This window comes from Pedobacter cryoconitis (assembly GCF_001590605.1).
GTDB lineage: Bacteria > Bacteroidota > Bacteroidia > Sphingobacteriales > Sphingobacteriaceae > Pedobacter > Pedobacter cryoconitis_A.
In genome coordinates this window covers 4,384,229-4,408,443 of the sequence record NZ_CP014504.1, presented here as the reverse complement: position 1 = coordinate 4,408,443, position 24,215 = coordinate 4,384,229, and the positions used below count along the sequence as shown (strand labels likewise).

The 24,215-nt window shown below is 40.5% G+C and carries 20 protein-coding genes and 1 tRNA gene; 15 read left to right on the top strand and 6 right to left on the bottom strand.

Features of this window, described 5'->3' with window-relative positions:
- The first annotated feature begins 60 nt into the window (after positions 1–60).
- The 4 genes from AY601_RS18395 to AY601_RS18380 all read left to right on the top strand — a co-directional run bounded on the left by AY601_RS18395 (position 61) and on the right by AY601_RS18380 (position 5,212).
- Entirely contained in the window at positions 61–1,473 is a 1,413-nt protein-coding gene (locus tag AY601_RS18395) for a sugar MFS transporter (RefSeq protein WP_068403732.1), read from the top strand.
- 139 nt (positions 1,474–1,612) lie between these two features.
- Positions 1,613–3,022: an alkaline phosphatase gene (locus tag AY601_RS18390; RefSeq protein ID WP_068403730.1), complete on the top strand. Its 1,410-nt coding sequence runs from the start codon at positions 1,613–1,615 to the stop codon at positions 3,020–3,022.
- Positions 3,023–3,099: 77 nt separating this feature from the next.
- The gene (gene rlmF, locus AY601_RS18385; protein ID WP_068403728.1) at positions 3,100–4,047 is read left to right on the top strand and encodes a 23S rRNA (adenine(1618)-N(6))-methyltransferase RlmF; all 948 of its coding nucleotides are present in this window, start codon (positions 3,100–3,102) and stop codon (positions 4,045–4,047) included.
- Between the two features lie 22 nt (positions 4,048–4,069).
- The gene (locus AY601_RS18380) at positions 4,070–5,212 is read left to right on the top strand and encodes a putative sensor domain DACNV-containing protein (RefSeq protein ID WP_068403726.1); all 1,143 of its coding nucleotides are present in this window, start codon (positions 4,070–4,072) and stop codon (positions 5,210–5,212) included.
- Between the two features lie 61 nt (positions 5,213–5,273).
- Here AY601_RS18380 and AY601_RS25960 read toward each other — a convergent pair whose 3' ends face one another.
- Positions 5,274–5,432, bottom strand: a complete 159-nt coding sequence (locus AY601_RS25960; RefSeq protein WP_198163553.1) for a hypothetical protein — start codon at positions 5,430–5,432, stop codon at positions 5,274–5,276.
- A gap of 252 nt (positions 5,433–5,684) precedes the next feature.
- Here AY601_RS25960 and AY601_RS18375 point away from each other — a divergent pair, with 252 nt between their 5' ends.
- The 4 genes from AY601_RS18375 (at position 5,685) to AY601_RS18360 (ending at position 8,578) form a co-directional block, all read left to right on the top strand.
- Positions 5,685–6,020, top strand: coding sequence for a hypothetical protein (locus tag AY601_RS18375; RefSeq protein ID WP_068403724.1), 336 nt, complete (start codon positions 5,685–5,687; stop codon positions 6,018–6,020).
- A 132-nt stretch (positions 6,021–6,152) separates the two neighbouring features.
- Positions 6,153–6,488, top strand: a complete 336-nt coding sequence (locus tag AY601_RS18370) for a PadR family transcriptional regulator (RefSeq protein WP_068403722.1) — start codon at positions 6,153–6,155, stop codon at positions 6,486–6,488.
- Between the two features lie 4 nt (positions 6,489–6,492).
- The gene (locus tag AY601_RS18365; protein WP_068403720.1) at positions 6,493–8,082 is read left to right on the top strand and encodes a PspC domain-containing protein; all 1,590 of its coding nucleotides are present in this window, start codon (positions 6,493–6,495) and stop codon (positions 8,080–8,082) included.
- Between the two features lie 67 nt (positions 8,083–8,149).
- Positions 8,150–8,578: a CBS domain-containing protein gene (locus AY601_RS18360; RefSeq protein ID WP_068403718.1), complete on the top strand. Its 429-nt coding sequence runs from the start codon at positions 8,150–8,152 to the stop codon at positions 8,576–8,578.
- Between the two features lie 12 nt (positions 8,579–8,590).
- On the opposite strand, the gene AY601_RS18355 is transcribed toward AY601_RS18360, so the two are convergent.
- Both AY601_RS18355 and AY601_RS18350 read right to left on the bottom strand, forming a co-directional pair.
- Entirely contained in the window at positions 8,591–11,314 is a 2,724-nt protein-coding gene (locus AY601_RS18355; protein WP_068403715.1) for a carboxypeptidase-like regulatory domain-containing protein, read from the bottom strand.
- A gap of 335 nt (positions 11,315–11,649) precedes the next feature.
- Positions 11,650–12,282: an NAD(P)H-dependent oxidoreductase gene (locus AY601_RS18350; RefSeq protein WP_068403713.1), complete on the bottom strand. Its 633-nt coding sequence runs from the start codon at positions 12,280–12,282 to the stop codon at positions 11,650–11,652.
- 273 nt (positions 12,283–12,555) lie between these two features.
- Here AY601_RS18350 and AY601_RS18345 point away from each other — a divergent pair, with 273 nt between their 5' ends.
- Both AY601_RS18345 and AY601_RS18340 read left to right on the top strand, forming a co-directional pair.
- Complete coding sequence (locus AY601_RS18345) at positions 12,556–13,770, top strand: OmpP1/FadL family transporter (RefSeq protein ID WP_068403711.1); 1,215 nt, start codon at positions 12,556–12,558, stop codon at positions 13,768–13,770.
- Between the two features lie 20 nt (positions 13,771–13,790).
- On the top strand, positions 13,791–15,110 hold the full coding sequence (locus AY601_RS18340) for an SGNH/GDSL hydrolase family protein (RefSeq protein WP_068407700.1): 1,320 nt from the start codon (positions 13,791–13,793) through the stop codon (positions 15,108–15,110).
- A gap of 290 nt (positions 15,111–15,400) precedes the next feature.
- Here AY601_RS18340 and msrA read toward each other — a convergent pair whose 3' ends face one another.
- Positions 15,401–16,000, bottom strand: coding sequence for a peptide-methionine (S)-S-oxide reductase MsrA (gene msrA / locus AY601_RS18330; RefSeq protein WP_068403708.1), 600 nt, complete (start codon positions 15,998–16,000; stop codon positions 15,401–15,403).
- A 335-nt stretch (positions 16,001–16,335) separates the two neighbouring features.
- On the opposite strand from msrA, the gene AY601_RS18325 reads away from it, so the two are divergent.
- Positions 16,336–17,298: an isopenicillin N synthase family dioxygenase gene (locus AY601_RS18325; RefSeq protein ID WP_068403706.1), complete on the top strand. Its 963-nt coding sequence runs from the start codon at positions 16,336–16,338 to the stop codon at positions 17,296–17,298.
- Between the two features lie 55 nt (positions 17,299–17,353).
- On the opposite strand, the gene AY601_RS18320 is transcribed toward AY601_RS18325, so the two are convergent.
- Both AY601_RS18320 and AY601_RS18315 read right to left on the bottom strand, forming a co-directional pair.
- A tRNA-Thr gene (locus AY601_RS18320) sits at positions 17,354–17,426 on the bottom strand.
- 138 nt (positions 17,427–17,564) lie between these two features.
- Positions 17,565–19,400 (bottom strand): serine hydrolase domain-containing protein, encoded by a 1,836-nt coding sequence (locus tag AY601_RS18315; RefSeq protein ID WP_232324626.1) that lies wholly within the window; start codon positions 19,398–19,400, stop codon positions 17,565–17,567.
- A gap of 120 nt (positions 19,401–19,520) precedes the next feature.
- Here AY601_RS18315 and mutL point away from each other — a divergent pair, with 120 nt between their 5' ends.
- Genes mutL through AY601_RS18295 form a run of 4 tightly spaced genes read left to right on the top strand, consistent with a single transcriptional unit; the run spans position 19,521 to position 24,151 of the window.
- The gene (gene mutL, locus AY601_RS18310) at positions 19,521–21,443 is read left to right on the top strand and encodes a DNA mismatch repair endonuclease MutL (protein WP_068403704.1); all 1,923 of its coding nucleotides are present in this window, start codon (positions 19,521–19,523) and stop codon (positions 21,441–21,443) included.
- Between the two features lie 2 nt (positions 21,444–21,445).
- Positions 21,446–22,183, top strand: coding sequence for a rhomboid family intramembrane serine protease (locus tag AY601_RS18305; protein WP_198163712.1), 738 nt, complete (start codon positions 21,446–21,448; stop codon positions 22,181–22,183).
- Entirely contained in the window at positions 22,176–23,042 is an 867-nt protein-coding gene (locus tag AY601_RS18300; protein WP_068403700.1) for a rhomboid family intramembrane serine protease, read from the top strand. Before AY601_RS18305 ends, AY601_RS18300 begins: the two co-directional genes overlap by 8 nt.
- Entirely contained in the window at positions 23,042–24,151 is a 1,110-nt protein-coding gene (locus AY601_RS18295) for an endonuclease/exonuclease/phosphatase family protein (RefSeq protein WP_068403698.1), read from the top strand. Before AY601_RS18300 ends, AY601_RS18295 begins: the two co-directional genes overlap by 1 nt.
- Positions 24,152–24,215: the final 64 nt, after the last annotated feature.

Genomic DNA, 24,215 nt, shown 5'->3' with positions numbered 1-24,215 from the left:
TTTAGGCGCTATTTAAACAACACCTTTTCGCTTTAACAAATTCAGATATTTTAATCAAACATGGAAACCACTACTCCCGTTAAAAAAAATAGTTCTATTATCCCGCTTGTTACAATGACGCTCCTTTTCTTTATGTGGGGATTTATTACTTGCATGAATGATATTTTAATCCCGCACTTAAAAGTGCAGTTTAACTTAAACTTTCAACAGTCAATGCTGGTACAGTTTGCCTTTTTCGGTGCTTATTTTATCGGATCATTAATCTACTTTCTGATTTCATATTTTAACGGAGACCCAGTTAATAAAGTCGGTTATAAAAAAGGAATTATTGCAGGGGTATTGCTTTCGGCTGTCGGCTGCTGCTTATTCTATCCCGCAGCAACCCTCTCTATTTACGGTGTGTTTCTGGCTGCCTTATTTGTACTGGGCTTAGGATTCACAATCCTGCAGATTACTGCCAATGCCTATGTGACTTTATTAGGGCCAGAAGAAAGTGCTTCGAGTCGTTTAAACCTGACCCAAGCCTTTAACTCTTTCGGAACAACCATCGCCCCAATTCTTGGAGGTCATTTAATATTTACCCTGTTCCTGGAAAAAAATGGTGCCGCTTCAGCAGATTCTACGCGTATCCCTTACTTGATTTTTGCAGGTATCCTTGTCGTGCTTGCACTGATCATCAGCCGGGTTAAACTTCCATCTTTCAGCAGCGAAGAAACTGTAGAAAGAGGCTTAGGCGCTTTGAAATTCCCACAATTAAAACTCGGAATCTTTGGGATCTTTTGTTATGTAGGTGCCGAAGTAGGTATCGGAAGTTTACTGATTGCCTTTATGGAACAACCGGATGTAACTAACCTGACAGAAGTGGTCAGTAAAAATTATCTTGCCCTGTACTGGGGTGGAGCGATGATTGGAAGGTTCTTAGGCGCAATCTCCTTAAGTGAATTACCACAAACCAAGAAGTTTATTTATATGGTTCTTGCCGCTGCTGCTGTCTATTTATTAGTCTTCAGTATCGTTGACCTGACCTTTGCACAAACCAGCTTCTTTATCGTGTTTATTGTGTTGAATATTGTGGCTTTTGTAATCGGTAAATCTGCTCCGGCACGTACACTGGTAATCTTTGCAGCAGTGAATATTGCTTTATTACTGGTTTCTATTTTTAGCAAAGGCAGCATGGCTTTGTACCCTATTTTGGGAATCGGGTTGTTTAACTCGATTATGTTCTCCAACATTTATACCCTATCGATTTCAGGATTAGGAAAATATGTGAGCCAAGGTTCTTCTTTACTGGTGATGGCGATATTAGGAGGTGCTTTATTACCATTGGTTCAAGGTAGTATTGCCGATTCATTAGGTATACAAACTTCATTTATCCTGCCAGCATTATGTTATTTATACATCCTGATTTTCGGATTGTACTGTGCCAAACGTGGTCATGGTGCAGAAGGTGGCGCCGTCAGGACCAATCATTAATTCGCCTGTATTATACTTGAAACCGTCTGTTTTTTCAAAAACAGACGGTTTTTTGTTTTTATTAACAATATGGTAATGCCAGGTTCAAGTTAAGCGCATAGCCGAAGGATATTTTTGCGGTTACTAATCGCACACACACATGAACAGAAGATCATTATTAAAAGGAGGTTTATTAGCCGGAATTGGTTTACCCTTTTTATCACCAGCAGATTTGCTGGCTCAATCCAAACCATTGGCTAAAAAAGCGAAGAATATTATTATGCTGGTTAGCGATGGAATGAGTATTGGCACTTTAAACATGGCTGACCTTTATGCAAACCGGACTTTTGGTAAAAGCACAAACTGGATACAACTTTATAAAGACTCAAAAGTTACCCGTGCACTAATGGATACGGCCTCAGCAAGTTCTTTGGTTACGGATTCTGCAGCTGCGAGCTCCTCGTGGGGTGGAGGGATGCGTGTTAAAAACGGATCTTTAAACGTAGGCCCGAAGGGGGAAACACCACAGCCAATTTTACAGAAATTTAAACATAGTGGTAAAAAAGTAGGCTGTGTAACTACAGTACCTATCACCCACGCTACACCAGCAGGATTCTGTGTCAATATAGACAGTCGTGACGGACAAGATGAAATCGCGGAAATGTACTTGAAACTAAAGTTCGATGTGATGCTGGGTGGTGGCTCAATGCACTTCGATGCCAAAAGAAAAGACGGGACCATTATCCCTCAATTCCAGGCTCAGGGCTTTAAAGTTGCGCAGAACAGAGAAGAGATGATGCACCTTACAAATGCTGGGCCGGTACTCGGTATTTTTGCACCAGATGGTTTGCCTTATGAACTGGACCGTAAAAACTCTCCTGAGCTGATGAAAAGTACACCTTCACTGGCCGAAATGATGAGCAAAGCTATTTCCCTGATGAAAGATAACCCGAAAGGATTTGCTTTACAAGTAGAAGGAGGAAAAGTAGATTGGGCAGCGCACGGTAATGATACCGGAGGTTTGATCTTTGATCAGTTGGCTTTTGATGAAGCTGTAGGTCAGGCTATTGAATTTGCAGAGAAAGACGGGGAGACACTTGTCATTATCACTACAGACCATGGCAATGCAAATCCTGGTTTATTCTATGGAGACAGTAACAAAGACTTTGACCGGATTCAACATTTCAAACATAGCAATGAGTGGATTTTAAATCAGCTGAACAATTCATCAAGCGAAAAAAATGTGGCTGAATTAATTGAAGCAGGAACGGGTATTGGAGTTACAGCTGCCGAGGCGAAACAATTACTCGCACACTTTTCTGATATCATTCCCGGACAGTTATACAATGCTGCTAACCTGCCTTTTAACGAGCTTGCAAAAATTCAGGCAAAATATACGCTGGTACAGTGGGCAGGAATGAACCATACCGCAGACTATGTAGAACTGACTATGTTCGGCCCTGGAAGTGAAGCGTTAAAGCCATTCATTAAAAACTATGAGCTGCATAATTTCATGTTAAACGCAGCTGCACTTTCTTCAGAATTCCTGGCGCCGGTAGTTAAATCTTAGCAGTTATTTAAGCTTTTACCAAGGGAGATCCCCTATATATATCAATTAACGCTTACCTTTGAGGTAAGCGTTAAATTATGTCCGTTGAAAAATTAGTACTGCATCCCCGAAATCTACACCGTTCAAGGTATGATTTTCCACAATTAATTAACAGTTGTCCGCAACTGGAGCAATTTGTCTTTATCAACCCTTATGGTGATCAATCTGTTGATTTTTCAAATCCTGAAGCGGTAAAAACGTTAAATAAAGCCTTATTGATCTATTTTTATGGATTGTCTGATTGGGATATTCCTGAAAACTACTTATGTCCGCCAATTCCGGGCAGAGCCGATTATATCCATTACCTGGCAGATTTACTGGCGTCTGCTAATGGAAATGAAATCCCTAAAGGAAATTCGGTAAAAGTGCTGGATATCGGGGTGGGCGCAAACTGTGTTTATCCGATTATCGGACATCAGGAATATGGCTGGTCATTTGTTGGTTCAGACGTAGATAAACGCGCCATTAGTTCAGCAGAAAATATTGCTGCAATTAACCCTCCGTTAGCCAATGATTTAACTTTCAGAATGCAGAATTCCGCTTCCAGTATATTCAAGGGAGTCGTAAAACCGGGAGAGCTTTTTGACCTCACTTTATGTAATCCACCTTTTCATGCTTCTGCAGAAGAAGCGCAAATGGGCAGTCAGCGTAAAGTGCGTAACCTGGGCAAGCAGAAAGGAAGAGAAATCGTACTTAATTTTGGTGGTCAGAGCTCTGAATTATGGTGCAAAGGTGGTGAAGTAGAGTTTATCCGGAGAATGATCGAAGAAAGCGCGCAGATTGCTAAACAATGCGTCTGGTTTACTACATTAGTGTCTAAAAGTGCCCACTTATCAACGGTTTATTATGCCTTGGATAAAGTAGGCGTTAAAGGCGTCAGGACTGTAGAAATGGCTCAGGGGCAGAAACAAAGTCGTTTTGTAGCCTGGACTTTTTTATCAGCAGAAGAGCAGGCGGAATGGAGTAAAAAGCGATGGAAAAAATAATTTAATATCTTAACTTTAAGCCATGATCTATAAACCCACTTATCAGGCAGCTCAAATTATCGCTCCTAAAGTTGAAGCCATTTTTGCGCAGCATCTTGCTGCAGCAAGGGAGAGTGGAGAGGAAGATCTTGCGCCTTTGCCTTCGGCAGAGATTGTAGAGGCGATTATTGATGCCACTTTTTGGGCGAGTATCCGAAAGGAAGAAGGTCATTCACCGAAAATATCACTGGCTTTTTTGCCACCCGCACAAGGTGGCAGCCCTTTACTTTTTAAAAATCGTTTACCGCTTAACCCAACTATCTTAACCAAGATTGCACCGGGTGTTGAACGTCCAGGTATTCATATCGGCGTATGGCAGGAAGATGGTGAGCTCTATATCTGGGGGACTACAACCAGTATCCCTAATTTTTGTTTTGTATTAGACGTCTCTGAACCCGCACTGCTGGTAATTAAACACCGCAGGATCTATGGATTTGGAAAATTTACCAATATAGCCGTCCTTAAAGGAGATCAGATTAAGATTGTTGATGTGAACAGTGCAAGGCATCCGGATTGTCCGCCTATGTTATTGTCCTTGCTGGATCTTACGGCACCTTCTTACTGGAATGATACGGTTAATGTGCTGATTCAACTAGCTGTATCCATGCGTTCTCATCAGCGTGGAGGAACGCTGCTGGTTGTTCCCAACGGAACTAAAAATTGGCTGCAATCTATTATCAAGCCAATTCAATATGGAATACAACCTGCATTTTGTGGATTATCAAATCTATTAAAGCAAGACCGGAAACAGGCGAGCCAGATCTTCTGGCAAACGGTGCTGAAAAGAGAAGTAGAGCATCTGGCTGGTTTAACAGCTATAGACGGAGCAACTGTGATCAGTGATGATTATGAGCTTCTGGCTTTTGGCGCTAAAATAGGGCGCGCAAAAGGTAAAGAGCTGATTGAAGAATTATCCTTTATAGAACCCATTGCTGGCGGTGGGGCTGTTGTGATGCATCCTGCTAAAGTAGGGGGGACACGTCACCTTTCTGCTGCACAGTTTATACAGGATCAGAACGATGCAATTGCGTTAGTAGCTTCGCAGGATGGACATTTTACTATTTATTCCTGGTCACCAATACAGGAAAGAGTAATGGCACACCGCATTGATACGCTACTGTTATAGCCATAAAAAAAGCGTTCATAGCAATGAACGCTAAAAATTAATATATTATTTAGATTCTTATTTAAGAGAATATAATTGCGCCCGCAATTACGCCAAGGAACAAAATTAACATCACTATTCTGTCAACTGTAACCCATTGTTGCTGGGTAAGTGCTTTTTCTTGTTTCTCGCGCTCTGACCTGGCAAAGGCATGAGTAATCAGATTTAATTTAATTAGCATAAGCAGAGGTATTTAATGATGCAATGATGTTTAACCTAAAACAAACCCTGCGCCAAAAAACTGAATTGTGTTAAAATGTTGATAATTATTTCTTTCTGTTGACAAGGCATTTTTATTTTATAACCAGCAGGTGTTTTTGCAGGATTGTTGTTCGTGCAACTATTTGTGTGTGTACTAATTAGCAAACATTCTTTGTCTTGAAATCTTTGGTTTCGATTTAGCCGTATATTTGATATAACAATCTGCTATTTTATGATCTCAATACCGGTTATTATTTTTTTAATTGTCTTTCTGATTGGCTGTGCCATTGCCTATCCCTATGTGTTTAAAGGAGCCGATCAGCCGGCTATGGCAACCAGGGATGTGCTTAAGCTCAATGCAATTCTTATTGTTGTAGGTATAGCAGCTGCGCTATGGTTTAGTAGTGTTGCAGAAACTATTCTGATAGGTCTTTACCTTGTTGTTTGCGTGCTGATTGCCATTGCTTCCCGAAGATGGATCTGGCTGGTTGGTGTAGCAATTGTACTGATTCCCTCCATTATTATCTGGTGGTTATTTATCAGTAACCTGGCTGGCGGACGCGTTTAGCCTCCAGAAATCATTCCTGAAAATTATTTTATTAAAATTATTCATCTTTAAATCAGTGTGTTATGATTCATTATGTATTTTATACAGTACTATGTATTGCATATTACTATATAAAACACATAACTTTGAATTATGATAGCAGAAAATACACAAACGCAAATGCGAAAGGGCATACTGGAATATTGTGTGCTCCTGATTATATCAAGAGGAGAGATTTATGCCTCTGATATCATCGCTGAATTAAAGTCAGCCAAACTACTGGTTGTAGAGGGGACACTCTATCCGTTATTGACCCGGTTAAAAAATAATGGGCTACTGAATTATAACTGGGTAGAATCAACTTCGGGGCCGCCCCGTAAATATTACACACTCACACCTTTAGGGACTGCAATGCTGGCCCAGCTAGACGGAACCTGGCAAGAGTTGTCATTCGCTATTGCAAAATCAAAGAACCAAACCAACCCTTAAACTCATGAAGAAGACACTAAACATAAATATTGGCAACTCCATCATTCACATTGAGGAAGACGCCTACGAACTACTCACCACATACCTGATTGAGGTTAAACAACATTTCGGGAAAAGCGCTGATGACTTTGAAATCGTTTCTGACATTGAGAACCGGATTGCAGAAATGTTTACTGAGATTTTGCACACGCAGCAGAAACAAGTGATTGAGCTGGAAGATGTGCAGGTTGTCATTGGCTTAATGGGCTCTGTCCAGGATTTTGAAGAACAATCTGAAGAAGATCCGGCAGCAGATTACAATAACGCATATTCTTCTGCCTTTGCAGAACGGAAAATCTATAGAGATACCGATGAAGCTATGGTTGCAGGTGTTTGTGCTGGCTTGAGCCATTACCTTAAAATGGATGTCAGTATTATCCGGATCGTTGCCGCTTTATCGGTGATGTTAGGTGGGTCAGGTTTGATCGCTTACCTGGTTTTATGGATTGCGATCCCTAAAGCCTCTACCAGGGCAGAACGTATGGCCATGAAAGGAGAGGCTGCAAACCTGCAGGGTTTTAAGAGAAGTTTTGAAGAAGAATTATCCAATTTAAAAGATAACCTGAAAAATGCGAACGAACATTTACGTCCTTTTGTGAAACATTCCGGTAACTTCATTACCGAATTCATTACTGTTCTGGGAACATTTTTACAAGGCTCCGGGAAAATTATTTTTAAGTTCATCGCCATTATCTTATTGCTGATTGGTTCCGTATTTCTATTGAGTGATATTGTGGCGCTGGCTTCCATTCTTGGGATATGGTATTCTGGAGCCGCACAGGTATTCCCCTTTAACATTGTAAACGGATCTTACCTGACCATTTTTAGTGTAGCCGCTTTCTTCACCATAGCGATCCCTTTGCTAGGTATGATCCTGCTTTCTATAAGAGTTGCTTTTAATAGTCGTCCTATTCACCAGATGTTATCTTACGCTCTGCTCTTAATCTGGTTATGTGCACTTTCGGTTGGTATTTTCTTTATCGCAAAAACGGGTACTGAATTTAAAGAGGAAGCTACTTTTACACAAACCTTACCCTTAAAGACTTACCCGGTTTACACACTGGAAATGGATAAAACTATGTTTTTCAGTAAAGAGGACAGCTTGCAGTACCGCTTAAATTCATCCGACTTTATCGGAAAGATTATTCAAAAAGACCCTGAAAGATCATCGGCTGCCCCTAGAAATGTATCGATCAGAATAGAGAAAAGTGAAGGAAACGTGCCTGTACTGATCCAAACTTACAGCGCACAAGGAAGGGATTTCGCTATGGCACTGAACCATGCAAAGAATATCCGCTATGATTTTGCACAGCAGGACTCCTTATTGAAATTTGGTCCTGAAGTACATTTGAAAAAACAAGAATACTGGAGAGACCAACGGGTTGAATTGCTGATTAAACTACCTGTAGGAACTAAACTGCGGATCGGTAAAAACCTGGACCGTTACCTGAATGGCTATTCTCTTTGGGAATGTGATGATGAAAATTTCGTAGAGGACAGGTATGAAGGGGTAATGACTGAAGATGGTTTGAAGTGCCAGCTGGAGAAAAAATAGGTAAATAATAAAGAGTTAGCTTCTGAATTTTTTTTAGTAAATTTAATTAGCTAACTCTTAACATGTTATGAAAACCGTAAAACAACTACTCAGCACTAAATCAGCACAGATCTTTTCGGTTACGGCAGAAACATCTGTTCTGGATGCCCTTAGCGTAATGATGGAGAAAAACATCAGTGCGCTGCTCATCCTGGAAGGCACTCAGTTATCAGGAATATTTACTGAAAGAGACTATGCCAGGAAAATTGTCCTTCAGGGAAAAACTTCTGCAGATACACCTTTAAGTGAAGTCATGACCGGCAGTCCAATTACAGTTTCTCCAAATGACAGTCTGGACCGCTGCATGGAAATTATGACCGATAAACATATCCGTCACTTACCAGTATTAGCTGACCACCAGATTATTGGGATGGTCTCGATTGGCGATGTGGTTAAATTCATCATCGAGGATCAAAAGCAGACCATTTCCCAATTGGAAGGTTATATCAACAGCTAGTATTCCAACTACTTATTTAACAGTATAGCGGTATACATAACGGCCAACATTACCATTTGCATCGACGCCCTCAATCACTGCTCTGTAGGTTCCTTTACCGTCTGCATTATAAAACTCAAGCACGGTATCTCCAGTTGCATTGGTCACGATTTTAGGGTTCCAGTAAATTGTGGTCCTTAAATCGTTCCCTGTATAAGAGCTGGTTTGCGTCAGGTATTTAGGGGCATAAAACTCTCTTGTTTTCGTATATCCTTTAGGGGTAAACTTAAGCATGTTGCTTTGTGGCATCATTTTCTTTAAGTCGGCCAGGCTCATGTTTGACTTAGGGACCTTTTTCGTGTTCACCACCAATACACCATTACAGTTGTAATTCTTGAAAACAAGGCCCAGCTGATCCTTTAAGAAAATTTCAATAGACTCTACATCCGCAGGCTGAATACTGCCCAGGTTAATTGCATCCACTGCATTTCCATTAATGAATACCTGTACCGGCGTACTTTTATTTCCCTGCATATAATCGCGGGTAATGAAGAACCTGTCTGTATCAAAGGTAAGTCCCATTGCCATAGATTTAAGGCAGGTTAAAAGGTCATTACAACCACTTAATCTTTCTCCATCAATCATATGGTCTGGCATCATACTCAATCCTGTTAAAGCTGTATAATCCGTGTGGCTTGGTTTTTTAACCGTTGCTCCGGTAATTTTCACCTCTTTAAGGGTACGCAGATTACTGTATTGTTTTTTACTGTTATCCAGGTAAGATGAGAGCGTACTGTCGATATTGGCAACTTCAGTTGCTGGATAAGGATTGCTGGTGACGTCAGGGAAAGGAGGATTATCCAGGACAATCATCATATTGCTTCCTGCTGCATTATATTTTGCGTTGATCAGTAATTCTGCACCATCTTCAAAAACCAGGTTAGGGAAAGCGAAAAGGCCGGAATTTGTAGTCAGTGTTTCTGAAGAAAGCGTTCTTCCGGGGCTGGTTAAACGTAAAGCTCCTTTTCTGACCGGCATTCCTGTTCTGTCTCTCAAAATACCCGTGATACTCATTCCCTGCTCAGGAAGGTAAGTATTTGCAGGGAACCTGCCGGCCATAATTTCTTTGTAAGAGAAGCGGCGGTAACCCTGGGTCAGCATTAAAATATCAAGTTCTGCACGTTTTTTCTCATCGTTTTTCACGAAGTAGTAGTTTGGACGTTCTACAAAGCCTTGCAGATCCGAAGTCAGTAATAAAGAACTCAATATTGTTGTTTCTGTAGTTTCATCTACCGGGACTTTCTGCTGATCGGTTACGCTAAGTGAGAAATTCCCTACTAAGCGCTGTGTAGAATCTTTAGCAGAAATAGTCATTCTTACTTTTTGTCTGACTTTATAAGCAGGAAGATCTGATTTTAAAGTCAGGTTCATCGCATTTTTGTGCAGCACGAAGGCTAAACGTTCACTGATTGGTTCTCCTGTTGCAGAGAAAAGTGTAAGCTGAACAATTCCCGAAGGAAATTTATCAGTCGGTATTTTTGCTGCGGTAACTTGTGTCTGTAATTTGGTTTGTGCTGCATAATATACCTGACCGGCATTTTGTGCGATTAAATAAACACTTTTACCCTGGTTTTGCTGGAAATAGGTATCACTGGCTACGATCTTGAAATTAATCATCTCGGGATTCGTGGTATTCGCCTGAACTGAAATTCCTGATTCAACAGGTTTTGGCAGGTCTATTACTTTTTTAGAACCATCACTGAAAGTGACTGTTGCTTTGTAAGTTTTACCACCTTCTGCGTTCAGATAGAATGCCCCCATGCCAAGGTGGGTAGAGCTGAATGCGGTAATCTGGTTGCCATCGCTATCTGCAATAGTCCCTTTAACTTCAATACCAAGCCCGTCTTGTTTAATAGCTTTAAAGGCAATTTGTGTCGGTATACCCTTCACAAGTTCTCCACCTTCAGGGAAGAATTGAATATCAGTGCTTCCGGCTTTTGGTTTAAGTACAAAAGAAGAATTCAGGACTTCCTGGTTCCCCATGTTGAGTTCTGTAGTCAGGTCTCCTTTGGTGATGAATTCATTTTTCTTTGGAGTGATACTTATTTTTAAAATCCCGTTCTGGTCCGTAACTCCCCTCCCTTTACTGACTACCTCATAATTTGACATAACGCTCCAGTTAACTGGTTTATTGGCAAGAATGGCCTTGTCGAGATTCTTAAACTGTATCTGTGCATTGATGACCTGACTTTTATCAGTTTGTATATTGTTATAGGTTAAATGGGTAATCAGTTTCTTGTCTATAGCTTCTCCAATCGGAATAGTTTTAGTGAAGAAATATTCAGGGCTGGAATTAAACATCCAGACGGTATAGGCTCTGATATAATAATTGCCTTGTTTAAAGTTAACCATGTCCAGCTCCAGACTTCCGTAAGCTGCACTGTTGGTTACTGGAAGTTTCATCGATTTGACCAGTGAATCCTGGCTGTTGATCACATCTACATAAACTACTTTGCTCAATGGCGAAGGAATATTCTGTTCGGAGGTAAGGTAGGCTTTGAAGAACATGGTATCCGCGACGCTGTAGTATGGTTTATCAAAATGGAGATAGACCTTTTCTACAGGATGCTGTTCTGCAATGATCTTTGACTTATTAAGAATATTGCTGAGCATAACGGTATCCTGTTGTGCTGATGCCTGGAATCCTAAAGAAAAGCAAAGTATAGATAATGCAAATGATATTTTAAAGTAGTTCATGAATTGCGGGTGATACAAGATTAATCTCGCTAATATATTGAATTATGCAAGAGCTTCCATCACCTTCGGAAACCTTTAACATATTTTGACATTTAAGGAAGGTTAACAGGAAGGCTATGTAGTGTTCTGGGTAAGTTAGGTATGAATCCATATCCGCCCTGCGCTGAGCGAAAGTGAGTCTACGTATTTACGGGAAAGGTGGACGCATAGGTACCTCTGCCTAGCGAGCAATAGAAGTCATTGTACTGGGAACCTGAATTTTTATCCCCCAAAAAAAGGAGCCTGGTTTCCCGGGCTCCTTTCCATTTACTGCTTGAATTTAAACAGGTATTATTTTAGTTATATTCAATAACGAATTCATTTTTTGGTGTACGTACTTTTTTCAAGTTCACCAACCAGTCTTCGCTTTCGCTTCTGTAACCTAATGGTAACAAGGTAACACTGCGAAGGCCTTTTTGTCTTAAACTTAATAATTCGTCCAGCTCTGCAGGATTAAATCCTTCCATTGGAGTGGCATCTACTTTTAACAACGCAGCTTCTGTAAGTGCTACACCAAAACCAATATATGCCTGTTTGGCAGCGTGGTTAAAATTCACTTCTTCAGGTCTTGTCGTATAGTTTGAACTTAACTGGATTTCATAGTCTGATGGAGTTTCATCAGGAAGACCGCGTTCAGCATTGGTGCGGGCAAAAACGGCTCTGATATTTTGTTCCGTATAGTTTTCCCATGCTGCAAAAATAAGCAGGTGTGAAGAATCAACAATTTGAGACTGTCCAAAAGCAATAGTCTGAATTTTTGCTTTTAATTCCTCGTTTGTTACCACAATTACTTTAAATGGCTGAAGGCCAGATGAAGTTGGTGCAAGACGTGCAGCTTCAACAATCTGGTCAACCTTAGCTTGAGGGACCTTTTCTCCATTCATTTTTTTTGTTGCATACCGCCATTTAAGTGCATCTATTAAGCTCATAATTTTTTATTTTAAAGTATATATATATCTGTTGTGACATCTAATTAATAACAGTGTTAACAAATGTAAGCATGTTATTAAGGTTTGATCAAAACTACGATGGATTTTACTTTTGTATGATATTGAACTAAATGAATAAAAAGAAATCTCCCTTAAGATTTGGATAAGTTTTGTTTTTTTAGTAAAATCGTTAATTGTTATGCTTGCATAGATAAATGAGCAATCCGATTTTTAACAGCAACAAGCAAAACGTCAATTTAATACCAACCAAATATGAAAAAGATTTTACTAAGTTTTTTACTGGCAGTGCCTATTCTGGGCTACTCCCAATCCTACCAGGTTAACCTTCAGGGACAAAAGCAAACCGCAATGGGCGGTGCAGGTACAGGGGTTGCTTTAGATGAAGCAGCTGTGTTTTTTAACCCTGGCGCGGTGTCTTTCCTTAAAAAAAATGGGGTACAGGCTGGTGGAAGTGCAATTTTTTTGAAAGCAGCTTTCAAGGAGAATGGTTCTAATATCACAGAATACACAAAAGATAAATTAACTGTACCACCAGCTGCTTATGCAGTATTTGGTAATCCGAATAACAGACTTCGTTTTGGACTGGGTGTTTATGTACCATTCGGTGGTGCTGTACACTGGGACCCAAACTGGACTGGTAAATATACAGTGACTTCACTGGATCTGCAGGCGATTTTTGTTCAGCCTACTTTAAGTTATAAAATTACTGATCATATTGGTATCGGTGCTGGTTTTGTTTATTCCAATGGAAAGGTTGATTTAAAAAGAGGCATTCCGCTTACTTTAAATGATGGTACATCAGCGACTGCGCAGCTTAAAGGTCATTCACATGATTTTGGCTGGAATGCTGGTATTTACGTAGAGACTATATCTGGCGTAACTATCGGTGTAACGCACCGTTCACAAGTGACTGCACAGGTAAAAGATGGGGACGCTATATTTAAGGTTCCACAAGCATTACAAGATGGTTTTCCTACAAAGTTTAATGCCAATCTGCCTTTACCAGCAACATCTTCTATTGGTTTAGGGTTTTACCCATCTTCAAAAACTATTATTGCGGTGGATGCAAACTGGGTTCACTGGAGTAAATACAAAGTATTAGCTTTTGACTATAACAACAATTCAAGAATTCCAAACACGAGTTCTCCAAGAAATTACCATGATGGGGGTGCTGTACGTGTAGGTATTCAGAATATGGCGACCGAGCGTTTAGCTTTAAGATTAGGAGCTGCCTATGCATTTACACCTGTTGGAAAGGGATATGTAACACCAGAGGTTCCGGATGCTAACCGTATTCTGCTAAGTGCAGGTTTAGGTTACAAAGCATCTGAGCGTTTCAGTATTGATTTATCTTTCTTGTATGAAAATATTAAATCAAGAAATGAGACGAATATAGAAACCAATTTAAGCGGGGATTTCAAAACCGTTGCTTATATCCCTGGCATTGCTTTATCTTATAAATGGTAATCACCTTTCAGCAAAACATTATGAACTCGAAATTTATATTCAGAAGTATTCTTGCAGTAGCTGTTGTTACAGCTGCATCGTGCAAGCCAGAACTAAAAACAATAACGCCCAGTAAAGGGAGTGCGGATTTTACAAGATATATTGCAGTCGGAAACTCTTTAACTTCAGGTTTCGCTGATGGCGGATTATATCTGGAAGGTCAGCAGAATGCATTTCCATTGATGATCGGTACGCAAATGCAAACTGTCGGTGGTGGTACTTTCAGTATGCCTTTTTTTAATGCAAACCAGGCTGATGGATCAGGCTATAAAAAACTATCAAGCTTCACGGCTACAGGAGATCCTGTAATTGTAGATGTACCTGCGCAGGCAGCGATCGGCACGGCAAATGTTCCGGGTTTCGGAACAGTTCCTCTTTTCACAAAATATGCGGGTGATCTGAACAATTATGGTGTACCGGGCATCAGGTTAAACAATATTACGCTTACTTATTACGGGAATTTAAATCCTTATTTTGAACGTTTGTTGCCGAATACTTCACCGGCGAATACAACGTCTTACCTGAGTTTTGTCAATGCTAAGCCTTTTACTTTCTTTAGTATGTGGTTAGGTAACAATGACGTTTTAGGTTATGCAACTGGTGGGGCTGCTGTCGCAGCAGATTTTCCTACTGATAAAGCATTATTTACGCAATTGTATAATCTTGCTGCAAGTACAATGATCAAGGGTGGAGCAGGTGGTACTGGTGCTAAGGGTGTAGTGGCTACTATCCCTGATGTTTTAAGTACGCCTTATTTCACAACAGTTACTTTAAAAGCATTGTTAACAGCGGTTCAGGCTTCTGCACCAACTGTGCAGGCTATTTTTATTCAGCCTGGTACGGGAGCTCCGAGACCTGCTACAGCAGAAGATTATTTCTTACTTCCTTTAAAGGCTGCAAATTTGATTGGAAAGCCTAATGGGGCAGGTTTGCCTTATGGTTTACATCCTGGAAATCCGGTTGAAAGTAAATATGTGCTGGATAAAGCGGAGGCTGCTGTGGTTGCCGATTATACAAATTCTTATAATGCAACGATCAAAAGTGTGGCGGCGGCAAATGGGCTTGCTTTGGTAGATGCCAATGCTTTGCTTAAGGTTTATGGGGCTGGTAAGGTGGTGAATGGTGCTGCGGTTAGCGGGGCTTATATTACTGGAAATCTTTTCTCTTTAGATGGGATTCACCTTACTCCGTTTGGTTATGCGATTGTAGCGAATGAGTTTATTAAGTCTATCAATTCACAGTATGGTTCTAGTATTCCAACTGTTGATGTAACGAAGTACAGAGGGGTTAAATTTCCTTAATTTTTTAATTTCTTAATGAATGCCCCCATAAAAGACGGCGATCTCCCAATCAGGAGGTTGCCGTTTTTTGTTAATTATAAATTGGGACAGCAAAAAAATCGAAGGACCTGTTTTCGTACTGGAATTCATGAAGAATGAATTAGGTACTGAAAACAGGTCCTTTAATTTTTTTGCTGTTTCAACAGGTTTTCCAATTTTACAGAATGAATCAGGTACTGAAAACAGGTCCTTTGATTTTTTGCTGTTTCACAGGTTTTCTAATTTTGAAGGATGATTACCAGAGGTGTTGATTAGTGTTTCAGCTTTGCTTTGAATACTTTTTCCAGTTTCTCTAATTTTGGTAAGATAACTAGTCTGCAGTAGGGCTGGTCTGAGTTTTTATTGAAGTAGTCCTGATGGTATCCTTCGGCTTTGTAAAAGGTTTCTGCTTTTGTGATTTCAGTGACTACTGGTTTGCCATAGGCGTTTGTTTTATTGAGTTGTGCTTTGTAGTGTTCTGCTGCTGCTTTTTGCTCAGGAGTACTATAGAAAACTACTGAACGGTATTGGGTGCCGACATCTGCTCCCTGACGGTTTAGGGTTGTTGGGTCATGGCTTTTCCAGAATACTTCGAGCAGTTCATCATAGGAGATTTTTGCTGGGTCGTAGTTGAATTCAATAACTTCTGCGTGTCCGGTTGTGCCTGAGCAAACTTCTTCGTAGGTTGGATTGGGGTAGGAGCCTCCTTCAAAGCCTGATCTGACTGCGGTTACTCCATCTAGTTTCTGGAAGAGGGCTTCTGAGCACCAGAAGCAGCCCATTCCGAAAGTGGCTTTTTGTAGTTTTTTCTGCTGTGCGTTTGCTCCGTTTATGGATACAAACAGGAGTATTATGATTGCGAGGTATTTCATTTTGTGTGTGTTTAGAATATAAATTTAATGGATTTATGATTAGAAATACGTGGGTGAAGGGGTTGTGGTTTTATTGGTGTTCTAAATTGACAGTGTGCTGATAAAATTTGGTTGTTGAATGGGTGTGGGGAAGTTTTGTCTAAAAAAACATTAGTCGGTCGCTGGGTGTTGGTATGGGTAGGGCTAACTGATATTCTTAGTTAAATTGAGGGTGTGTTGGTGAGTGTTAATAACTTAAAATGTTGTAAATTAGTGTAATGCTGTGGTATAATTCATATTAAGCGAGTTTATTAACAATTGTTTTATAGTTTTGAATCAAACATTAAAGAAATATTATGTCTACACCTTATATTCCAACCTTAGATCTTGGTTCTTATATTGACGGAACGGAACACGATCGTAAAAAATTTTCTGACGAACTGGGCAGAGCTTTCAATGATTCGGGCTTTGTAACGATTACTAATCATGGCTTAAGTCAGGAGTTGATTGATAAGTTATATCAGAATATTCAAGGGGTTTTCCGTTTGACGGCTGATCAGAAGGCAAAATACGAAAAGCCTGAGCTTGCGGGACAACGTGGTTACACAAGCCCGGGTAAAGAGACAGCTAAGGGTGCTAAAACAGCAGATCTTAAAGAGTTCTGGCAAATTGGTCAGACGGTAGTTGATGGGGACGCAATTAAATATGAGTATCCTGATAATGAGTATCTGGAAGAGATTCCGGGATTCAACGAGGTAACGAATGAGGTTTATCAGAAGCTGGAAAGTAATGGGAAGCATTTGTTGAGAGCGATTGCTACTTATCTGGGTTTGCCTATTGATTATTTTGATCAGCATGTGCATAATGGAAATTCTATTTTGAGAGGTATCCATTATTTCCCGATTGAGAATCCTGAAGCGTTACCTGATGATGCTGTCCGTGCTGGTGCGCATGAGGATATTAATTTGATTACTTTACTAATCGGCGCTAGTGCTGATGGTTTAGAGGTGCTGACCCGCAGTAATGAGTGGTTGCCGATTAAGGCGCATCATTCTGATATCGTTGTGAATGTTGGTGATATGTTGCAGCGTTTAACCAACAATAAGCTTCGTTCTACTACGCATAGGGTGGTTAATCCACCGAGAGAGTTGATGAAGACTTCACGTTTTTCAGTGCCTTTCTTCTTGCACCCACGTTCTGATATGGACTTAACTAGTCTTGATTCTTGTGTGGATGAGGCGCATCCAAAACAATATACTGATATGACGGCTGGAGAGTATCTGGATGAACGTCTGAGAGAAATAGGCTTGAAGAAGTAAGAAATCTTAAGCATAAAAAAGGGTTCATTTTCATGAACCCTTTTTTGTTATTCCGAGCCTTCTATCGGGATCGAACCAATGACCTACTGATTACAAGTCAGTTGCTCTACCAGCTGAGCTAAGAAGGCTTTAATGTCCGGTTATTCGCTAACCGGGTGCAATTATAGAAAAATTGATCCTGAATACAAAATCTCTTCTTTAAAAAAATCGGTTTATTTTTATATCTCCCTGTTTTATAGGGATTTTATTTTTTGCAGTCTTTTGATTTATTTATCCATTCCTTTGTCGATTGCCTGATTAATGACGTCCTGGATCCGGGAACGGATACCCATGCTGACCAGCTTATTGGTGACTGATGGGTTAACACGGTTAGATAAAAATACGTAAACCAGGCCTCTTGATGGGTCCACCCAGACTGCTGTGCCGGTATAACCAGTGTGGCCATAGGTTTGTGAGGAGGCTGTTGAAGAGGGGTATTTCTTAGAGAGATTTGGGTCCCAGCGGTCAAATCCCAGTCCTCTTCTGCTCACGTTGGATTGTTGAGCGGTGAAGGTTTCTACTGTGCCCGGCTTGAAATAGGTCTGGCCACCGTAGGTCCCTTTATTCAGAAACATCTGGTACATAATGGCCATATCATTGGTGCTGGCAAAGAGGCCTGCATGTCCTGAAACACCACCGACTAAAGCTGCTCCCTGATCATGAACGTAACCTACCAGTAATGTTTTTCTGAAATAGGTATCGTCCTCTGTAGGGATAATCTGATCTCTGCTGAATCTGTTTCTTGGCAGGAATCCGGCAGTTTGCATTCCAAGGGGCGCATAAAAGTTTTCGGCTGTATAGACGTTTAGAGGCTCTCCGCTGATTTGCTCCACGATATCTTTCATCACATACATACTGATGTCGCTGTATACGTATTTACCCCTGGTTCTGATTGGGGCATTCAGCATTTGAGGCCACATGACGTCTTTGAAGTAGTCTTTTCTGATGAAATATCCGTCAGCAACTTTTGTAGGGTAAGCTGCGGATGAGTCCGGACTATGGTCGGTTGCTTTAACGCCGTCGTGGAAGGCGATGTAAGGGATGAAACCTGCCTGGTGCAGCATGACTTCGCGCACCGGAATTTCGTTCATTGCGGTTGGTCTTGCCAAGGCAATGTATGCACCAATATTGGTATCTAGTTTTAATTTGTTTTGCTCTACCAAACGCATGACCATAGGCGTGGTCGCTGTTATTTTAGTGATGGAAGCGAGGTCAAATATATCGGTGACTTTATCTGCGGGACCACCATAGGTGTGGGTTCCGTAAGCTTTATTAAAGATTACTTTACCGTCTTTTGCGACTAATACGACCATGCCTGGTGCGGCTCTCGCGGCAATCGCTTCGGCTGTAATTCTATCAATTTCCCGCAGGTTATCACTGTTGACACCAGCATCTTCGGGAACAGTATAACGTAAGCGGGTAACGGTAGTGGTAAAGCCCGATCCTGCAAGGTATTTCCCTGAGATGTTCCGGGGTAGTTTGTTGCCTGCAGCTATTCCTCCGAAAATTATTTGTGGGATGAGTGCGGCTGATTGTATGCTTTTGTCCTGAGCCCAGACTATAGGGGCACTCAGGGAGTCAAAGGGAACCAGGTTGGTTTGCTGACCGTAAAGGGCAATGATAACGGATTTGGTTTTGGCGAGTGCGTTGATGAAATTGATATATTTCGGCTTCGTTGTTTCGAGATCCTGAATGGAAATGATAATGGTATTGAAGAATTTCAGGTCGTCCTCGAGCTTTAGGAGTTCGGGTAAGTTGTCATATTTTGCGGAGCTGAAAGGGGTAACTTTCGCATATTTATTCAGCAAACTGTCCGAAGTATTCTGAAAAGTAAAACCCAGACTAACTGAGGCTATGTTTTTCTTCTCTAAGGACGTTAAGGGAATAATATTCTGCTGGTTATTCAGTAAAACGGTATGCTGAAGGATGTTGGTGTTGACTTTCAGCAGGTCTTCATTTCTTTGATGATCTTGTGCACAGGCACTGAAGGTTGATATCGCAAGAAGACAAACGGTGATAGTTTGAACAAGATTGTTTTTGTACATAAAAAGCTTATAGTTCATTCAGAACGCTAAAGATATAAAAAGCTTGTACCGTGTTCGTCATTAAATGGTATTTATAATCAAAAGATTTATGTATAAGGCTTATTTTCGTTAAATTAGCGACCTTTACCAAGGAACTAAATGTCAGATATAATACAACTTTTACCCGAGAGTGTTGCGAATCAAATTGCTGCCGGAGAGGTAGTTCAGCGACCTGCATCGGCAGTGAAAGAGTTGATGGAAAATGCCATTGATGCGGGGGCGAATAAGATACAATTGATCTTGAAAGATGCCGGAAAGGTACTTATTCAGGTGATCGATAATGGATGTGGGATGAGCGTTTCTGATGCACGTATGAGTTTTGAACGTCATGCAACTTCAAAAGTGCGCAAAGCAGAAGATTTATTTGCTATCCGTACCATGGGTTTCCGTGGGGAGGCTATGGCATCTATTGCTGCGATTGCACAGGTTGAAATGAAAACCCGCCGTTATGAAGATGAACTGGGTACGCTGATCGAAATTGAAGGGGCAACGATAACTAAACAGGAGCCTGTAGCTACGCCGCAGGGAACCAGTATATGTATCAAAAACCTATTCTTTAATACACCAGCCAGACGCAATTTTCTGAAGAGCAATCCTGCTGAAATGAGACATATTATCGATGAATTCCAAAGAGTTTCATTGGCTAATCCTGCAATCTCTTTCAGTTTGCATCATGATGGAATGGAGATTTTCAGGCTTCCTTCTTCTGCGTTAAAACAACGGATAGTACATTTGTTTGGAAATAATTATAACGAAAGGCTGATTCCTGTAGAGGAAGATACCACGATTATCAACCTGAAAGGGTTTATAGGCAAGCCTCAGTTTGCAAAGAAAACAAGAGGGGAGCAGTTCTTTTTTGTGAACAATCGTTTCATCAGGGATAATTACCTGAATCACGCGATCAATAAAGCTTATGAAGATTTGTTATCAGATGATAACTTCCCGTTCTATGTGCTTTTTATAGATATTGACCCGGCTAAGATTGATGTGAATGTACATCCTACCAAAACGGAGATTAAATACCTGGATGAGAAATCTATTTACGCAATTATCCATTCTGCGGTTAAACGTTCTTTGGGAAGGTTTAATATCAGTCCGACAATTGATTTTGATCAGGAAACAGCTTTCAGTGGAATGATCAGTCCTAAGAACCTGGATGAAATTATTCCTCCGAGTATTAGTTTTAATCCTGATTTTAACCCTTTTGCGGATGAAAAAAGTACTGAGAAAGGTTCTGGTTCTTCTGGCTTCAGAGGTTCAGAAACTGGTTTTGGTAGTTCGGAGACTGGTTTTAGAAGTGCAGAAACAGGATTCAGAAATTCGGGTGGCAGCGGTCATCAGCCTGTAGCTAAAAACTGGGGTTCATTGTATGAAATTTCTAAGGACAAGCCAGCCGAACAGGTAAAAATGGAATTGCCTGGAAATGGACCTGATGATAAATATGCGCCGCTACAAAAACAGCTGATGCAGTTGCATAATAAATATATTATTTCGCAGATCAAGTCTGGTTTAATGCTGATTGATCAGCAGGCGGCACACGAAAGGATATTATACGAGCGTTTTAGCATTAATCTGGAAGACCGTAAGGGTGCTTCTCAGCAAAGTTTATTTCCGCAAACGGTTACCCTGAGCCCAAATGATTATGAATTAGCCAAAAGTTTACTGGATGATATCAAGAGCCTGGGCTTTGAGGTCAGAGAGTTTGGGAAAAATACTTTGGTCATTGAGGGGATTCCTGTTGATTTAGGGAGTAACCAGATTAATGAAACTCAGCTTTTTGAACATTTAATAGAAGGGTTTAAGAATTCTCAGCAAGAGTTAAAGCTGGATAAAAGGGATGCGCTGGCAAGGAGTATGGCTAAAAATAGTGCGATTAAAAGTGGTGTTGTTTTAGGTCAGCAAGAGATGAATATGCTGATTGAGCAGTTGTTTGCCTGTAAGGCACCAAACTTTAGTATCAGTGGCAGACCTGTAATCCAGACGATGTCGCTGACAGAAATTGATAGAAAATTTGATAAGTAATGATGAATAATATTCATATACCTCCAGTTGTTAAAAACCTGTTGATCATCAATGTGTTGTTTTTTGCGGCGAAATATGTTTTTGAATCTAAAGGAATTGACCTTGGGTATTACCTGGGCGCTTTTTACTTTGATTCTCCGCTGTTTAAAATCTGGCAGCCAATTACGTATATGTTTATGCATGGGAACTTTACCCATATTTTATTCAATATGTTTGCGCTGTTCTCATTTGGTTCTGTACTGGAAACCAGGTGGGGCACTAAGCGGTTTATCAATTTTTACCTGATCACTGGTTTGGGGGCACTGGCCTTACAATGGGGTGTGCAGGCTTTTGAAGTTTATCAAATGACAGGTTCTCCGGTTAATCCAGGGGCTGTAACGATTGATATTGTAAAGGGAATGGCTTCTTTGAATTTAAGGGGGTTAAGTCCTGACCAGGGGCAAACGTTATTAAGCATTTATTCTGGCCCTATGGTTGGTGCTTCGGGCGCTATATTTGGTTTGCTGGTTGCTTTTGGAATGCTTTACCCGAATGCCGAACTCTATATCATGTTTATTCCTGTACCTGTTAAAGCCAAGTATATCATTCCTGTTTATATTCTGATAGAACTGAGTTTGGGAGTAGCGAGTGTTCAGGGAGATTCAGTTGCGCATTATGCACACCTGGGTGGTGCATTGCTCGGGTTTATACTCGTGAAGTTATGGAAAGAGAAAAATACATTTTACGATTATTATGACTAAGAAGAATCTGTTTGAGGAACTGAAATATAAAGTTTTCCAGTCTGGAAACCCGGTGTTTTTTTACATTGGGATCAACACGATTGTATATGTTGCTGTGGCTCTTTTTGGGGTTACCTACTTTCTGGCCGGGAATACGAATGTCCGGTTTTTAGATTATGTGAGTGAGTACGTTGCTTTTCCTGCAGCGTTACCTAAGCTCCCTTTTCGCTTTTATACGATACTGACTTATCAGTTTTTTCATAATGATATTTTTCACATTCTGTTTAATATGTTATGGTTGTTCTGGATGGGCAGGATCTTTTTAGATTTCCTGAAACCCCGCCAGTTCCATTTGGTATATCTTGCTGGTGGCGTAATGGGGGCAGTCGTTTATGCGCTTGCTTATAATATTTTCCCTGTTTTTGCACCTTATATTCCTGCGGCTATAATCATTGGTTCATCAGCTTCGGTCATGGCTATTGCAGTGGCTACTGCTACTTTAGTTCCGGATTATTCCATGAACCTGATGTTTATCGGAAATGTGAAACTAAAATATTTGCTGATGGCTTATATTGTGATTGATCTGATCAGCATTGCTTCTCAAAATCCAGGTGGCAGTTTTGCACATCTTGGTGGCGCATTGTTTGGTTTTGTTTATATTAAGCTTTTACAAGGCGGAAACGATTTAAGCGCCTGGTTTGAGCGTAAGCCAACCTTAAAGGTGGTTAAGAATGATAAGCCTGGGGCTGGTGCAAGAAATAAAAGTAATAAGGTTAACCAAAAAGAGGTTGACGCCGTACTGGATAAAGTTTCCAAGTCAGGTTATGATAAGTTAAGCAGAGAAGAAAAGGAAATTTTATTCAAGGCGAGTAAGGATTAATGAAGAAAAAAAAGCTTACATTTTTAGGGAAGATCACCTTGCTGGTTGGGATGGTTACGGCTTTTGCTCTTTTGTTAGGGATACTGGCTGGTAATCTTGATCCGCGTGAACATGAGCTCATTGCTTTTTTTGGGCTGGCTTATCCTTTTGTGCTGCTTTTAAATGTATGTTTTATTATCTGGTGGATACTAAGAGGCAGAATAGTGTTTGCTTTAGGTACTGCTGCAATCATCGCCATAGGCTGGCATCCGTTGATTGCTACAGTTGGTTTTGTCGGAGAATCTGGTGATGGCCCAAAATCGAATCCTGAGCTGGTGAGAATGATGACCTATAATGTGCATAGCTTTAAACCTTATGGAGAAGCGAGCAATGAATCTGTTAAACAGCAGATGCTGGCTGTCGTGAAAGATGAAAATCCTGATATTATCTGTTTCCAGGAGTATTATACCCGCCGCAAAGGAACATTTGCAATCACTGATAGTCTAAAGCGTATCCTGAAAACTTCCAACTATTATTTTATACCTTCTTCTGGTAATGATTATGAATCTGCCGGGCTGGCTATCTTTTCAAGATATCCGATCGTGAATAAAGGCAATATCCTGTTTAGTACGAATCATGGAGGCAATGCAAGTATCTACGTAGATGTGATGATCAATAAAGAGAAGGTAAGAGTTTATAATGTTCATTTGCAGTCGATCTCTTTTGATAAGCAGGATTATAATTACCTGGATAAAGTAACGCAGAAAATAGACACGGAGATTTTACCGGCAAAAAGAATCGTAAGTATGTTGAAAACCGCTTTTTTGAAACGGAGCGGACAGGTTGATATCATGAAAGATCACATGAGATCCTGTAAAACACCTTTCCTGATTGCGGGTGATTTTAACGATACACCTGCTTCTTATGCGGTAACACAATTGACAAAATCGCTTCATAATACCTTTGTAGAACAGGGAACTGGCCTTGGCCGTACTTATAATGGAAAATTCCCCAATTTCCAGATAGACTATATCTCAGCTACAAGGAGTATCAAGGTAATTAATCACCGGATTATACAAGCGAGATTATCTGATCATTTCCCTGTAAGAAGTGACTTAAGAATCAATTAATATACTTACAAATTTTTATCTTTGTTATCTTCAGTCCTGCATATTCCCGGACTAAAATAAATAT